This window comes from Flavobacterium sp. 90 (assembly GCF_004339525.1).
In the GTDB taxonomy this organism is placed as follows: Bacteria; Bacteroidota; Bacteroidia; order Flavobacteriales; family Flavobacteriaceae; genus Flavobacterium.
This window is the reverse complement of record NZ_SMGE01000001.1, coordinates 4,456,137-4,474,153: the sequence shown is the minus strand read 5'-3', so window position 1 is coordinate 4,474,153 and position 18,017 is coordinate 4,456,137. Positions and strand designations below refer to the sequence as shown.

Annotated in this window: 3 protein-coding genes; all 3 read right to left on the bottom strand. The window is 32.8% G+C overall.

The window, feature by feature from the left end:
• Window position 1 precedes the first annotated feature (1 nt).
• Window positions 2-6,385, bottom strand: coding sequence for a non-ribosomal peptide synthetase (locus C8C83_RS18545; RefSeq protein WP_121329860.1), 6,384 nt, complete (start codon window positions 6,383-6,385; stop codon window positions 2-4).
• A gap of 297 nt (window positions 6,386-6,682) precedes the next feature.
• Window positions 6,683-15,379: a non-ribosomal peptide synthetase gene (locus C8C83_RS18540; protein ID WP_121329859.1), complete on the bottom strand. Its 8,697-nt coding sequence runs from the start codon at window positions 15,377-15,379 to the stop codon at window positions 6,683-6,685.
• Between the two features lie 619 nt (window positions 15,380-15,998).
• Complete coding sequence (locus C8C83_RS18535) at window positions 15,999-18,008, bottom strand: tetratricopeptide repeat-containing sensor histidine kinase (RefSeq protein WP_199735299.1); 2,010 nt, start codon at window positions 18,006-18,008, stop codon at window positions 15,999-16,001.
• Between the last annotated feature and the right edge of the window lie 9 nt (window positions 18,009-18,017).

Sequence of the window (18,017 nt, the reverse complement as noted above, 5' to 3'; positions counted from 1 at the left end):
TTTATATTAGTATTTTTTTTACAGACCGCTCGCTATCAATTTCTTCCAGCCACTTAACATTTTCAATATTCAGGGCTAAATTCTGAATTGTGGGATGCAGGAATAATTCCTTAAGGTTTATCGATACATCAAATTCTTTCTGAATGACTGATAATAGTTCTGTCGCTTTTAAACTATGACCGCCCAATTCGAAGAAATCATCCGTTATTCCTATTTTTTCCAAGCCAAGTATTTCTTGCCATATTGCTACAATTCTCTCTTCTGTTTCTGAGGTTGGAGCTATATAATTTGAAGTTTTAATTTTGAAAACTTCAAGTTTTAAAAGCTCCGTTTTATCTACTTTTCCATTAGATGTTAAGGGTATTTCGTCTAATAATAGATAGTATGTTGGCAACATATAACCCGGTAATTTTTGAGACAGCTTATTTCGAATTTTCTGGATATCAATCTTTTCTCCCTTTAAATAAGACACAATTTGTTTTTCTCCGGCATGCTCTTTTGTTAGAACTACTGCATTGGTTATTGTATCATCTTCTTGTAAAGCGTGCTCTATTTCGCCAAGCTCTATACGATATCCTCGAATTTTTATTTGATGATCTTTTCGACCTGCAAAACCTATGTTTTTGTCCGGCATCCAATAACCTAAATCTCCTGTGCGATACAGTTTTGTTTCGGAATCAAATGGATTACGTACAAATTTCTCCTCGGTTAAATCGGATTTATTCAAATAACCTGCTGATAATCCTCTTCCGGAGATACAGATCTCGCCAATTAATCCTTCTCCCTGCAATGCTAATTCTTCTGATAAGATGTAAAAACGGGTGTTCGAAATAGGTTTTCCAATTGGAAGCGAATGTTCGTGCTTTTTCTCAATTCTGTAGCAACTGCTATAAGTTGTATCTTCTGACGGACCGTATAAATTTCTAATCGCTATTGGATATTTAATCAAGGCATTGCTCAAGGCTATCGGAATAGGTTCTCCCGCCATGTTTAGTGCCGAAACATTTTTTAAAGAAACTTCTCTTTCCAGTAAATTATCTACTACGGAAGGAACTGTGTTTATTAAGATCTTTTCGTCTTTGTCTATATAATCGGCAATGGATAATCCATTAGCAATAATTCTGATTTTTTTTCCTGTGCTTAATGGATAAAACATTTCAAACACAGATAAATCAAAGCAATGCGATGTTGCTGCATAGAGAATATCAAAATCTGTTGCAGCAAATTCTTCTATACTCCAATCTAAAAATGCCACCGCATTATCATGGGTTAACATTACGCCTTTTGGTTTTCCTGTAGAACCGGAAGTGTATATAATATAAGCTAATGAATCCGAAGTTATTTTAATTTCAGGCAGCGCTGTTTCTTGTATATTCGCTTGCTCAAAATCATGCAACAGTTTTTCTGTTATTGTAATTTTACAATTACTATCCTGCTCGATATAAGCGATTCGTTCTTCCGGATAATTTAGATCTATAGGAACGTAAGTCGCTCCGATTTTTAATACCGCCAAAATGGCTATAATTAATTTCTCGTCTCTTTTTACTTTTATACCTACAAAATCTCCCGAATTTACGGCGCAATGATCCAATAGATATTGTGCTAACTGATTCGATTTTACAGATAACTCTTTGTACGTAATCGTTTTATTTTCAAAAACAAGCGCAATGGCATCCGGCGTTTTTAGGGTTTGGGATGCTATTAAGTCTACTATTGTTCTGTTTTTTGGATAGTCAACATTTGTTGCATTATAATCGTACAGCAAGCGTTGTTTTTCTTCGTTAGGTACAAAGTCGATTTTAGCAATACTATGGTTTGGTTTTTCTATACCTTCAGAAATAAATCCTTCTAAATAGTGTATTAGATTTTCAACAAAAGTCTTGCTATATATATCGGTATTATAGTTCAAGGTCAGATTTAAACTCTCTTTTCCTTCCGCAAAAGAAAAACTCAAATCGAATTGGCTTGTGTTCCTTTGTATTTTTTTATAAGGCGCTATTTCTATTTGTGAGAAAGTTTCTTCTTTAGAAAAAAGATCTTGCTGATTGTGCAAAACGACCATAACATCAAATAGTGCCGACCTTGAAAGATCTCGCTTTAACAGCAATTCTTCTACCAGAATATCAAATGGATAAGACTGATTATCATATCCTTCGAGTAGTATCTTTTTTTGTTTTTTTACTAAACTGCTATAAGTATCGGTAACTTCAAAACGAGTTCTAATTGCCAGTGTATTCAGGTATAATCCTATTTGATCTTCTAAATCAGGGTAATCTCTTCCTGCTACCGGAGTTCCGATTATTATATCGGTTTGTCCGCTGTATCTATAAAACAATCCGTTCAATCCTGCCATTAATGCCATAAACAAAGTAGCTTCGTTTTGGTGGCAAAAGCTTCTTAGTTTAGAGATAAAATCTACTGAAAAAGCATGCGAAACACTATCACCATTATATGTTTTTACTTTTGGTCGCGTTGCCATAGTCGACAATTCCAATACTGGAATATCACCGGAAAATTGCTCCAGCCAATAGTTTCCTGATTGAGCTAATTTTTCCTGATTTGGCACACTATTATACCAGTAAGCATAATCTTTATATTGAATAGGCAAATCAGGTAATTCGATTCCTGATGCCTGTTTTAGATGGTTATATTGTGCTACAATTTCTCTGGATAAAATTTCCATAGACCAACCATCTCCTACAATATGGTGAAGATTGAACAACAGTAAATGATGTGCATTGTTAAGACTTATAATTTCTACTTTTAGCAATGGCGCGACACTCAAATTAAACTGATAATTTACGTGACTGCTTATTGTTGCAGCTATTTCCTGGTCATTTAATCCCTGATATACTTCAATAGGACAAATAACCGATTGAGCAGGCAGAACATATTGGTTCAATATTCCTGATTCATCTGCTTTAAAAACGGTACGAAGACTTTCGTGTCGTTCAATGAGTTTATCAACGGATTTTTGAAATAATAAAAGGTCTAATTTGCCTTTTAATTCTAATACATTTGCAATATTATAAGCCGCGCTTCCTCCTTCAAATTGGCTTAAAGTCCATAAACGTCTTTGCGAAGAAGTCACCGGATAATATTCCTGCTCCGGTATTTTGGTAAATTGTGCTCTCGAAGAAATTTGCAATTTCTCTATGATTCCCGTTATTGTCGGGGAATCAAAAACATCTTTGACTTTTAATTTATAACCCAGTTTTTCTAATTTGTTTATTAGCCTGATCACTTTCAGACTGTGTCCTCCCAAATCAAAAAAACTAGTGGTAACTCCGATTTTGGATATTCCTAAAATCTCTTCCCATAGCAAAACCATTTGAGATTCCAGGTCATTTCGAGGGGCAACATATTCGCTGTTTTTTACGCCAAGATCTTCTATGGCCAATAAAGACTGTTTGTCTATTTTTCCATTAGATGTTAAAGGAATTGAATCCAGTTCTACATAAAATCCGGGAATCATATATTCCGGTAAGCTAGTTCTTAAGGAATTTTTTAAAACTTCGATATCAATATTTTCACCAACCAGATAGGCAACAAGAACTTGTTCTCCCGCGCGCTCTTTGGCTAATACTACTGCAGTCGTTACTGTTTTATCTTCTTGTAAGGCATGTTCTATTTCACCAAGTTCTACACGATATCCGCGAATTTTTATCTGATGATCTTTTCTGCCTATAAAACCTATATTTCCATCCGGCAACCAATAGCCAAGATCTCCAGTGCGATACATTACTGTATTGGAAATAAAAGGATTGGCTGTAAATTTTTCTTTGCTCAGTTCAGGCTGATTCAAATAACCAACTGATATTCCTTGTCCGGAAATGCAGAGTTCTCCAACAATTCCAACAGGCGTTAATTGAGTAGAATCAGATTCAATAATATATACTTGTCTGTTTGCGATTGGTTTCCCAATAGGAATAACTGTTTCTTTATTCTTTATTTGATAATAGGTTGCACAAACGGTACTTTCTGTTGGACCATAAGTATTAAATACAGAAAGCTTATTCCATAAATTACTAATGTGGTCTGCCTGCAAAGTATCTCCGCCACTAATTAGTGTTTTAATACTAAGATTATAGTTCTCATATACATCGTTCAGGTATTGCAGTGCATACGGATTCGTACTTAAAACCGTAATTTTATGCTGTTCGCAAAGCTTGAATAATGCTTCAAAATCGCCTTTTTCGTCGTGAAAATATAACGTTCCACCACTAATAAGAATAGGAAAAATTTCTTCTATAGAAGTATCAAAAGAAATGCTGGCTTGCTGCACAACACTATCCTGAGCTGTTAATTGAAAATAATTTTTAAACGTTAACACATAATCAACAAAAGATTCATGTGTAATCTGAACTCCTTTTGGATTTCCGGTCGATCCTGAAGTGTATATTATATAAGCTAAATCTTTTTGAGATATCGCCGAAATATGCACCTCATCGTACGTCTGTAAATTCCTTTTAAACTCTTCTAAGATTTCAGCATTGATAATAAGTTTACATCCGCTGTCTTGTTGTATATAATTCTTTCGTGCTTCAGGATATGCAGGATCTATGGGTACGTAGACAGCTCCTGCTTTTAATGCGCCAATGATCGCAATAATCATCCACGAATTTCTTTCCAGCTCAATTCCAACAAAGTCACCTTTTTTTATTTTGAAGTGTTGTTCAAGACAATTCGCCAGTTTATTGCTGTATTCTTCTAATTGTCCATAGCTGATTTTCTCTCCCTGATGAACAAGTGCAGTTTGATTTTCGTTTTCCTTAGCCTTTGATTGTATAAGATTTACAACAGTCAAAGAAGAATCATAAGGTGTCAAAACCGAATTGAATTCTTTAAGAAGTTTATTTTTTTCTGCCGGAGATACGATTTCAATAGCGTTAATTGCTTGTTCGGGCTTTTTCAAACCTGCGCTTACAAATGCTTCGAAGTGGTTTAACAAATTATCTATAAAATTTTCTTCATAGATATCTGTATTGTATTCCACATTTAGTGTTAATCCTTGTTCACTTTCTACAAATACAAAACTAATGTCTAACTGGCTTACACCTCTTTCTATTTCGGAGTATTCCGTGGCAACAATCCCATTTATTCCTTTCTGATCATTTAGTTCCAATCCCTGGTGATTTTGCAATAACACCATAATGTCAAACAACGGTGATCTACTTTGGTCTTTAGGAAGTGATAATTGATTTACAAGCGCTGTAAAAGGATATTCTTTGTTTTCATAAGCCTTTAAAAGTGTCTGCTTTTGCTTCTGCATCAGGCTCAGGAAACTATCTTCTTTTTCAAATTGTGTCCGAATTGGCAAAGCATTAGAGTATAAACCTATTTGGTTCTCAATATCAGAATGCTCTCTTCCTGCCACAGTAGTTCCAAGCGTTATGTCAGTCTGACCTGTATATCTTGAAAATAATCCATTAAGACTTCCAACTATAAGCATAAACAAAGTCATTTGCTGCTCTTTGCCAAAGGCGTTTAATTCTGCTAAAAATTGTTTTGAAAATTTATGATTTCGGATATTTCCATTATAAGTTTTCGCAACCGGACGTTTTCCCGGAACTAAATTCAATACCGGAGAATTTGTTTCAAACTGTTGTTTCCAGTATTGCAATTTGCCAATATATTCAGGGCTTACAAGCTTTTCATTGAGCCATTCGCTATAATCTTTGTATTGTATGGATAGTTCTGGTAATTTTATTTCTTCGTTACCGGCTAAACTATTATAAGCCAACATTACTTCTCTGGTCAGTATTTGTAATGACCAGCCATCTCCTATGATATGATGCAGTACAAATAACAGAATGTGCTCTTGTTCATTTATCTTTAATAAAGTAGCACTTAACAAAAGATCTTTCTTTAAATCAAAAGCTTTTTGGTATTCTTGTTTTATTTGATTGTGAAGTTCCTCAACAGAAGAATTCTCCAGAGCTACAGTTTGAAGCTTAAACTCCGTTTGCTCATTTGTCAGGATATGCTGTTGTATTTCTTCGCTTTGATTTTTTCTAAAACTGGTTCTTAGCGATTCGTGCCGTTCTATAACATATTGGAATGCTTTTTCCAGAAGTGCACTATTAAGTTTTCCGCTCAACTTCAATGTTGAAGTAATATTATATGCTTTGTTTCCTCCCAGATATTCATGAGTAAACCACATGAAATATTGTGTTGGCGTTAACGGATAACTTTCCATCACCTTAGCCTTAGGAATTGAAACATTAGAAGATATCAAACTGATTAAGTATGCTTTATGCTCTTTAATTTCTTCTAATAACTCATTTGTCAACACTCCTTTTGGAGCATTTACCTTAAGATTACCGTCAATTATTTTCAACTGAACTCCTAAAGAAAGAAGTTTATTTATAATTTCATTTTTCATAAAAAAACAGTATAAATCTAGTATTGTCTCTTACTCTACTTTCCCGATCATATTCCTTCCTTTTCATTCATGATAATTTTTAACAAATACTAAAAAATTACTTGATGAGTTTCTTTACGCTAAAATATTAGCAACCTTCCTTTAAAAATTACGGATTTTTGACTTATAATTTACGGACTTTTGAATCCGGAAACATAAACAATTGATAATCAATAGCATAAAATCATGAATTATATCTAAAAAAAAATAATTCTTTTAAAAGCTATAAAACACTGAATCTCAGCTTTTGATGCATCTTTACAAAATAATTTCGTCTTGATCTTGCTCTTCAAGTATGGTATCTAATTCACTATTTTGAAGTATGGAAAAGTTCAACAAAGCCGATAAATCTCGTATGTTTAAGGTTTCGTATAGGTTTGCTATAGAAAATACGGTATTATATGTTTTGTTTATTTTATTAATCAAAACAACTGCCTGCAGACTATTTCCTCCCAATTCAAAGAAATTATCCTCAGTTCCTACAACCTCAATATCGAGTTTGAGTACTTCTGACCAAATAGCTGCCAATTTACTTTCTATCTCGGTTTTAGGAGCGACATATGGCACCGTTTTTAAATCTGATACGGTAGGATTTGGCAATGCCTTTCTCTCAATTTTACCGGTTCGTGTTAACGGAAATTCTTCCAGAGTTATATAGATCGTCGGGATCATATATTTGGGTAATATTTTGCCTAAAAGCATTTTTATTTGAGATGCTTCTAAACTTTCAGCTACTCTGATATAAGCTGTTATATACGTATTTTGTTGCAGTTCTTTAAGTAAAACCACCGCCTCTTTTATGGACTCAATCTGCTCTAATTGATATTCGATCTCAGATAATTCAATTCGCAATCCATTGAGTTTTACTTGTGAGTCTTTACGTTGCAAAAATTCAATTTCACCAGTAGGAAGCATCTTCCCGATATCACCGGATTTATAAACCCTTCCTTCTCCTGCAATCGGGTCTGTTATAAAGACGTTCTCTGTTAATTCCTGCCTGTTTAGATATCCTAATGAAAGGTATTCACTTTTAAAAGTAATTTCTCCTGTTTGATAAACACCTCTTTGTTGATTATTTTCATCCAATAAGAAGATGCCCGTTTCTTCTACTGCTTTACCTAAAGGCATATTGTTTCTCGTTAATTGAGACGTGTGTCTAAAGAATTTTTGAGCAACAATAGTAGATTCGGTTGGTCCATAATCGTTTACTAAAAAAGCACCTTCAAGAAAGTATTTTTTAAATAAATCCAAATCCGGCTTGTGACATGATTCTCCTCCTAAATCAATTAATCTTACTGTAGGTAATACTTCGCCTTCTTCCAGTCCTTTTAAAAAATTTCTGTAAATCGTTGGCACCATATGTATAATCGTAATATTTTGAGCGAGCAGCCAGGAAGAAAGTTGGTCGAGCCCGTTTTCAACAATATCATAGATACTAACTGTAGCACCATTTAAAATAGCTCCATAAATATCTTTTACAGAAGCATCAAAGGTAAAAGTCGAGAAAACACTTAAATTATCATTTATCGCAATGTGAACATTATTAGTATATACTCTTATAAAATGAAGTACATTTCTTTGATTTTGCACAACACCTTTTGGCATACCTGTAGAACCTGAAGTATACAAAACATAAGCTTCTGTTGCAGCACTTGCTTTATTTTCAGGATTTGGAATTTCTGAAAGAGTATAATTTTCAGATATCCTTACAATTGATAATTGCGGTAATTCTTGTTGTAATTGTTGCGCTTTTTCTACAGTAGCATCATTACAAACCAACTGGTTACACCCAGAATCTTCAATTATGTACTGAATCCTGCTTAAAGGACTGTTGGCATCTATAGGCACATAGGCATATCCGGCTTTAAGAACTCCCAGCATTCCTATTACACAGGTTTCATTGTGATTTAAAAGCAGCGCTACTCGTTTTGTATCAGGATTGGCTTTTTCATTGATTTGTCTCGCCAAATGATTAGCACAATTATTCAGCATCTTATAACTAAGTGCGGTCTGATTGGCAAAAACTGCTGTATGATTTGGAAATCGCTCTACTTGTTTTTCAAATCGTTTTGCTATACTTTGTTGGATTTCGTCTGCCTCAAAAAATTCAAAATCATTTGCAGGTTTTAAATCTTCTTCCTGAGAAATATAATCTTCAAATACTTTTATAGTCTGTAATGTTACTTTGTCATTCTCTATTACCTGATCAATGATTGATAAATAGGCATTTATCCAATATTGAATCGTTTCTTTTTTAAAGAGTTCATGATCATATACACAGTTAATACTATATCCATTTGCAAAACTTTTTATGTAGCATTCCATATCAAATTTTGGAGTTGCTTCCAAAAGTTTGTGATTTGGACTAAATTCTGTTATTGTTTCAAGCACTTTTCCATCAAAATCAACCATATTTAAAAATACCGGACTTAACGGAAAACGATTGTCATTTTGAGGAGCATCGATCAGTTCTAATAACTGTTCAAAAGGATAGTTTTGGTGCACTAAAGCATTTACTAATGTATCATTAACCTCTTGCAGCCATGTCTGAAAGGATATATTTTCGCTTATTTTATCGCGCAGCATCAACGTATTAATAAAACAACCTACCAAGTCTTTTAATTGATAATGGTTTCGGTTTGCCACGGGGATTCCTATAATAATATCTTCTTCTGAAGTAAGTCTGAACAATAGCATTTTAAGCGTTGCAACAAATACTGCAAATACACTAATGCCATTTTTTCTGGATAATTCCTCTATTTTTTTCTTTCTTTCTTCTGTAATATATACGGTATATGAAGAAGAGGTTTCTGCCTTTTTTAATTTTGAATTATAATCTAATGGTAACTGCAAATAAGATAAAGGTCCGGCAAGTTTTTCTTTCCAATAATTTTCCTGAACAGTAACTTCCGGCGATTGCAGCAGCTTATTTTGCCATTGTGCATACTCTTTATATTGTATTGACAATTCTGGAAGTTCTACAGTTTTGCCCGCTATTATGGCATTATAAATATCCATTAAATCTCTCGATATAATTCCCATAGACCAACCGTCGCCAATACTGTGGTGCATATTGAAATACAATGTATGCGTAGTGGCTACTTTTAAAATGGCTACTTTAAATAAAGGACACACTTCAAGATCAAACTCATGCTCAAACACCTCTTTTTTAATTGCTGCTTCTGATTCAAAGAAAGGAATGGACATCAACAAATTTGACAAGACTTTTTGTTTAGGAATACCGGCGTCTTCAACAAATATGCTCGTTAAAATCTCATGACGCTTCAAAAGGATATTAAACGCTTCTTCAAAAGCGACAGCATTTAAATCATCCGGCAATTCAAACGTGCTGTAAATATTGAATTCTCTGGATTTTCCGTGTATTTTATAAAGTAACCAATATCGAATTTGTGAAGGAGATAAATCATAATATTCCTGATGAGCTAATTTTTCAATCTCCAGCACTTCTTCTGCCGAATCATTTAAAAGAACTGCATGATTTTTTAAAGTGGTATTTGCGTAGAGTGTTTTAAGGTCAATTGATACTTTAAATGTTTTCTGATATTCGCTTAGTAGTTTAGTTAGCAGTAAGCTATGTCCTCCAAGTTCAAAGAAATCGTCAGTAATACCTATTTTTTGATGCCCTAAAAGTTCTTGCCAGATTACAGCAATCTTTGCCTGAGTATTGTTTTCTGGTGCAACATATTCTTTTTTCAGGATATCTGCTTCCGAAATAGTTGGCAATTTTGAAATGTCTACTTTCCCGTTTGCATTCAACGGTAACGTTTCCAGAGCGATGTAATAACTGGGAACCATATAGTCTGCTAACTGTTCTTTTAAGTAATCTCGAAGTAATTTTTTATCTATAGCTACTTTCGTGGTATAATAGGCAATTATAGCAGGTTCTTTATTTATCTCTTTTACCAATACCAAAGCATTGGCAATTGCAGGCTCATATTCTCTAATAACATGTTCAATTTCGCTCAATTCAACCCTATTGCCTCGTATTTTTACCTGATTATCTTTTCTGCCTGCAAATTCAAGAGTGCCATCAGGAAGCCATCGGGCTAAATCTCCGGTTTTATATAGTTTTCCTTCTCCTTTAAATGGGTTTTGAATAAATTTCTCTGCCGTAAGTTCCGGTTGATGCAAATAACCTTTTGAAAGTCCAATTCCGGAAACACACAACTCTCCTATAACACCAATTGGTTGTAATTTTAGGTTTTCAGACAGAATATAAACTCGGGTATTTGATATGGGACTGCCTATGGAAACCTTTTCTTTTACAGCTTTTTTGCAATCATAATAAGTCGTTACTACTGTATTTTCAGTTGGTCCGTAGTTATTATATATTTGTAAAGAAGTGGTTGTAGAATAATTCAGACTTTCGCCTCCTGTAAGGATGATTGTAGACAATTCTAAACCGTCTTCTGCCATGATATCCTGACATATTTTGGAAGGCAGATAAGAATGCGTTATTCCATTTTTTTGTAAAAAGCTAACTAACATTGGTATCTGAAGACGTATTTCTTCTTTTTGAATCGGATAAAGTGTGGCTCCAGATATCAGATATGGGTAAATTTCCCAAACGGACGCATCAAAAGCAACTCCTGAAAACAAAGTTCCTCTGCTGGTTTCATTAACGCCATAGGTTTCTTTATGCCAAAAACACAGATTCACCAAACTCTGATGCGCAATCATCACTCCTTTTGGTTTTCCTGTAGATCCGGAAGTATAAATTACATAAGCCAGATCCGTGCTTTTAGCTTGTATTTGCGGTTGTACAGCAGACAGTTCTTCCTGGCAATAAAAGTCATCCAGAAAAGTATCATCTATAACCACCTTGCCGGTAACATCATTTAAGATATCCCTGATCCTGTTTTCAGGATAGTTGGTATCTACAGGCACATAGGCAGCACCTGTTTTTAAGATCCCCAGTAATGATATAAGCAGTCGTTCCCCTCTCTCTAGTTTTACGGCCACCAAATCATACTGAGCGATCTTATAATTTTGAATGAGATAATTTGCTAATCTATTGGATAATTCATCTAATTCCGCATAGCTTAGCGCTCCATCATTTGCTATTACAGCCTTGTTTTGAGGTGTTTTTGCTACTTGCTCCAAAAACAAATTTATTACCGTTTTTTCAGTATCAAAATCTACATCGGTATTATTAAAGGTATGTAATAGGATTTCTTTTTCATCTTCGGAAACTAAATCTATTTCTTCCAGAAGTATTTCAGGTTTTTGAACTATCTGATAGAATAGATTCTCCAGATGCTTGATTATTCCCTGAACAAAATCCGAGCTATAAAGATCTGAATTGTAAAGAATTTCTAAGTGAAGTGTTTCTTTTTCTGTAAAAGTAAATACAATATCAAAAGGAGCTACATTTCTGTCTATTTCAAATTCTTCTATGGCAATATCAGACGAAAATTTATTTTTAAAGTTGGATATCTGATGTTGATTCTGCAGCACCACCATAATGTCAAACAAAGCAGATCTTGATGTATCTCTGGAAATTTTTAACTGCTCAATCAAAACATCAAATGGAAAGCTTTGATGTTCATAGGCTTCCAAAAGTTGTTTTCCTTCTCTTTGAAGCAATGCCGAAAATCCTTCTTTCTGGTTTACCGATGTTCGTATTGCAAGTGTATTAATATACAAACCTATCTGGTGTTCTAAATCCGGATGTTCACGTCCGGCTATAGGAGTTCCAATAACAATATCATCCTGATTGCTGTATCTTGACAATAGTGTTTTTACTCCGGTCATCAACACTGCAAATAGTGTCACCTGAGAATCTTTGGATAGGTTTTGTAGTTCGGTAAGTAATTCTGTAGAGAAAACATGACGCAACTGATTCCCACAATATGTTTTTACCACAGGGCGGTTAGTATAACCTGGCAATTGAAGCGCTGGTATTGTTTCTTCAAATTGTTTGATCCAAAATTCTTTTGCAATCTGATATTTTTCTTTTTTCTGCTCTTCGAGTTGCCATATTGCATAATCTTTAAATTGAACAGGATTTTCAGGCAAAGAGATTGTTTCTCCAATCTGTAAAGCATCATAACATTCTAAAACCTGATCGGTCAATACTTTAAGAGACCAACCATCACTTATAAGATGATGAATTGATAAATAAAAGACAAAATTATCATCCTTTATTTTTAGTAATGAAGCTCTAAATAAAGGTGCTTCAGTAAGATTATAGCTTAGTTTGTCTTTTTCTGCAATATAATCCTGCACATTATGATAGGGCGATTTCTCCTGAGAGAAATCTTTGGTTTCTATCACAAATTGAAATTCGTGATTTGGAACAATAAATTGCTTCACAACTCCTTCTTCCTCTTTTTTAAAGAAAGTCCTCAGAATTTCGTGACGTTCAACAATCTTATTGAATGCTTTAGTAAAGTTAACGTCGTCAACATTTCCTTTTAGTAATACTGCGCCTGAGATTTGATAAGCTTCGTTCCCACCTTCCAGTTGACTTAATAGCCACAATCGGTTTTGCGAATGTGTCAATGGATACGATTCTGAATAAGGAGCCACAGGAATTGACAAATACTCCTGATTCTTCAATACTTTTCTTAAATCACTTAGAGTAGGATTAGTATAAAACACTTTATACGGAACACTCATATGAAGCTTTTTATAGACAGCATTAATAATTTGCGAAATCATTAGACTATGACCTCCCAATTCAAAGAAATGATCGTTCATACCTATGGGTGAAGTTCCCAGAGTTTGTTCCCAAATTTGAACTAATTCTTTTTCTAAGGCATCAACAGGTGCAACATATTCTTTTTTAACAATGCTATTATCTTCTATTTCAGGAAGAGCATTCTTGTTTACTTTTCCGTTAGGAGTTAACGGAACAGTTTCTACTTTTATAAAATATGAGGGAATCATATAAGCCGGGAGCTGTTTTTCTAAATAGGCTCTCAAATGTGTTTTATCTAAAGCGATGTTTTCTATATAATATCCCACTAAAACATCTTCGCCTCTATTTTTTTTAACAGCAACAACTGCTTGCAGCATGTTTTCAGAAAACGAAAGCATAACATTTTCTATTTCTCCAAGTTCAATACGATAACCTCTCAGTTTTATTTGATGATCTTTTCTCCCCAGATAAGCAAGATTTCCATCAGGCATCCATTTTGCCAAATCACCTGTGTCATACATCTTTTCCCCTTCTTCAAAAGGATTTTCTATAAATTTTGCTGTGGTTAATTCTGGCTGATTGAGATAACCTTTAGCAACTCCATCTCCCGAAAGATATAATTTCCCCATAATACCAGCCGGCACTAATTGCAGCTCTTCATCTAAGATATAACCTCGTGTATTGGTAATAGGTTTACCAATTGGAATGCTCTGATATACTTTTTCTGAAGACAACTGATAACAAGTACTATAAGTTGTATCTTCTGAAGGACCGTATAAATTTCTAATTTCAGCATTGGTTTGTAGAAGCTTTTTAGCAATATCTACCGGAAAGGGCTCGCCTGCAAGATTAATTACACTAACGTTATCAAGCGAAAAACCTTCTTCTAAAATATTTCGAATACTCGAAGGAACTGTATTCAATAAAATCTTATGATCTTTGGCTAATTCTGCCCCAATCTCTAAAGCATTATTTAATACTTTTATTTTTTTTCCAACAGAAAGTGGATAGAACATTTCATACACTGAGAGATCAAAACAATGTGATGTAGCAGCATAAACAATATCAAAACTTTCTAAATTGAATTCTTCTTGTGCCCAATAAATCAAAGCTACGGCATTTTGATGCGTAATCATCACTCCTTTTGGATTACCTGTAGTACCCGAAGTATAGATAATATACGCCAGATCATCTGGTTTTCTGTTAGATAATGGATTTTCAGTAGCGTATTTAACTTGGTTTTTCTGAAAATCACTGTATATCGCAACATCAATAACCAGCTTGCACTTACTATCTTTTTCGATATAGGCAATTCTTTCTTCGGGATAGTTAACATCTATTGGAACATAAGTCGCTCCTGCCTTTAAAACAGCCAATATTGCTATAATCAGTTTTTCACTTCTTTCTAATTTAACCCCAACAAAATCACCTTCTAAAACGCCATGCTCTTTAATAAAATAATGAGAAAGCTGGTTTGCCTGTTCATTAAGAGATTCATAAGTAAGTGCCGTTTCCCCACAGACAACAGCAATATTTTGAGGAGTTTTATTTGCTTGTCTTTCGACAATTCCAGCTAGTGTTATAGTGTAGTCGTAGTCGCATTTCTCCGTGCTTAATGTATGCAATAGGGCTTTTTGTTCCTCTTTTGAAATTAAAGGTATTTTAGATGCCGATATATTAATATTTTCCTCTAATTCTTCAAGCCATCTTTTAAAATTCTTTAAAAAATGCAGCACAATATTATTCTCTGTAAATTTCTCAGAATAATGTAATGAAACACGTAAATCCTTATTTTCAAGCTTTTCAATATGAAATGACAATCCTTGATAAGATTCAGCAGGCTCATTATTCGCTCCATAATTAAATTGAAAAGGAATATAATTTACATACGAAGTTTGCTCGATAATAGCATCTGCGTAATAAGGAGCATACTTATAGACTTCCTGAACTTCTTCTTTAGTTTCTTGTATAAACTCCTTTATCGTTTTTTGACCAATCGATTGAAATTCATAACACAAAAGTGTTTTTTGAGACGCTAAAAATGACTTCAAAGACAAAACATTATAATCTTCAAAATATCGTTGAAGCAGCATATTATAAAGTGCCATTAACACCGTAAATTCTGCAACTGAATTTTCCGCTGTCAATTTATAGAAATAAGAAAGTTCAGCGGCATCAACTATAATAAAATCCATAAAAAAACTTCCTGAAAAACTTTCCTTAGAATGAACAATCCTATTGTTTTTTTTATGCCAATAGTCTTTAGCTATTTTGTCGTTGATGTGATCCATTGTACTGTAATTCTTTTATACCAATTAGTTTATTAAATAAGTAGCCAGACCTTGTTATGCTTTTTTTTATGACAAAATTTAACTAGTGTAACATCAACTCGTAATAATTTTTACAAGTAATACAATACGTATTTAAAATATAGTTTGCTGTCTCAGTTACAAGAATCTACATCTAAATGTTAATTTTCAACAGTAAAAACACAATAGGTTGTATGCTAAAATAGCAGTAACAATTATCTAAAAATTACGGACTTTTGATATAAAAATTACGGACTTTTACCTGCGAATGCAAAGCAATAATTATTCACTCCAATTAATTTTATGGAAAGAAAGAGATACCGTTTTTTTGATTTTAAGAAGTGCTAAATACAGGGAAACATCACATAATTATTTATGCAATTTTATCCTGTTTCCATGAAGAATGGACCGGGATTGTATAATGAGAATTATTTGCTTTTATGGAAGTTCTACCTCAAATCGAATGAGAAATCAATTAGAAAGATTTATTGAAACTTATAAATTTCGAAATAATAATAATAATAATAATAATAATAGAAGTCCAAAACATTATCAATTTCAGATAAACGCAACTTAACGCTACATTTTTTGAATAATCTTGTTAAGTTGGTGTCTGAAAATTAAATGTGACTTCAATTTTTGTCCCTTTCCCTATTTTTGATTCAATTTTTAATTTACTATTTAAGGAATTAGCTCTTTCCCTCATATTATTTAATCCAATACCATTTTTTTTATTTTTAATATCAAATCCATCCCCGTCATCGGTAATGCTAACTTTTAAAAGATTTCCTTCCTTCCTTTGGATTTTTATATCGCAATTTTCTGCATTTGAATATTTATTAATATTCAAAATCGCCTCTTGAATTATACGATATACATTAATCTTATATATATTTTGAATAGTAGCCCATTCAAATTTTTCATCCTTCAAATATTTAAAGTGAGTACTGCTTATATCTTTTTGATTTTCAATTAAACTTGATAACAGTACATTAAAATCATTGTCGTCAAAAAAAGAACTTCGGCTTAAGTCATGCGATATCGTTCTAATCTCATTCTCAATGTTTTGTAATTCAAAAATATACTCTTTCCTTTTTTCAATTATAGCTTCATCTACCTTAGAATTAAAAAAGCCTAAATTCATTCGGACACCATAAATTTTATTCATTATGCCATCATGCAATTCCTTTGCTATTTTAGTTTTCTCATTTTCTTTTGCAATATTTATTTTTTTATGTTGCTCAGTTAACAACAGATATATCTCCTCATTAGCTTCTTGCTGTTGCTGTAAAAACTGCACTTCTTTAATTTTGTATTTTAAATATCTCATAACAAAAAACACAACCAATAATAAAATCAGTCCAAATGAAACAATTAAAATGTAAAAATTACTCGTGGTCAAAATTTTATTTTCATCTTCAATTCTTGAAGTTTCATATTCAATTCTGGCATACTTATCATGTGTGTTTTTTTGAACTGCATTAATACTGTCACTTACCTTAATGTATTGATTGGTATAAAATAAACTATTCTTTTTGTCAATTGCAGAGAGTAATTTTAATGAAGTCAAAACTTCGTTACTGCTTTTTGTTTTAATTGCCAGTTGATTCGCCTGGTTTAAACTTTGAATTGATTTTAAAGTATCATTCTGAGTTAAAAAATATTCTCCTATACGAATCTTTTTATACAAGATATCAGAGTCTACTCCAATGCCTTCAACAATTTTTAAAGATTCGAAAAACATGGATTCAACATTTTTATAGTCTCCATTTCTCATCTTTGAATAGGCTAAATTGCTTAAAACATTAGCATATAACCGAGGTGAATTTTTCTTCAAATCTTCCGAAAGCAAACTTTGTAATTTTTTTATAGACTTTGGAAATTCTCCTTTTAAGTCATATAAATTGCAAATATTGATAGTAGAAGTTACATTATAATTATTTATTTCGTTTTTGTCATTATCATAAAATTTCATTTTTTCTACTTCATCTAATGCCAATTTATGATAAAGTAATGCCTGATCGTAATTAAGTAATTTCTCTAAACAATTTCCCATTAAGTTATTACAAGTATAAATCAAACAATGATTTTTAGATTTTTTTAAATATTGTAATGCTTTCGAAACTTCAACTTCACATTCTATATAATTCCCGTCATAAAATAAAACGTGGGCTTTATTAAATAACATTCGACCAACATTATCATAGTCATGAATTTTTGTGTATACTTTTTGAGCTTGCAGATAATAAAAGTAAGCACTATCTTTTCTGGAGTTTTCATAAGAATCACCCACAAAATATAATGACTTTGCCATTCTAATACTATCTTTTGATTGCTCAGATAACTGCAAAGATTTCAAACTAACATTTAGAGATTTTTTAGAATTATTGATATAATAATATTCTGAAGCTATCTTTAAATATAAATCTATGATAACAGAATCATTCTTTTTATATTTTAACAAATCAACAATTGAATCTAAATATTTTTCTTTTTTATCTAACGATAAGTCATCAATATGACTTTTGTCAAATAAAACAGTGGTGTGTTTTTTGCATGAAAAAAGAAAAAACATCAGAAACAAACAAACAATTTTAGTAGGAGTAATCAAAATGTAATT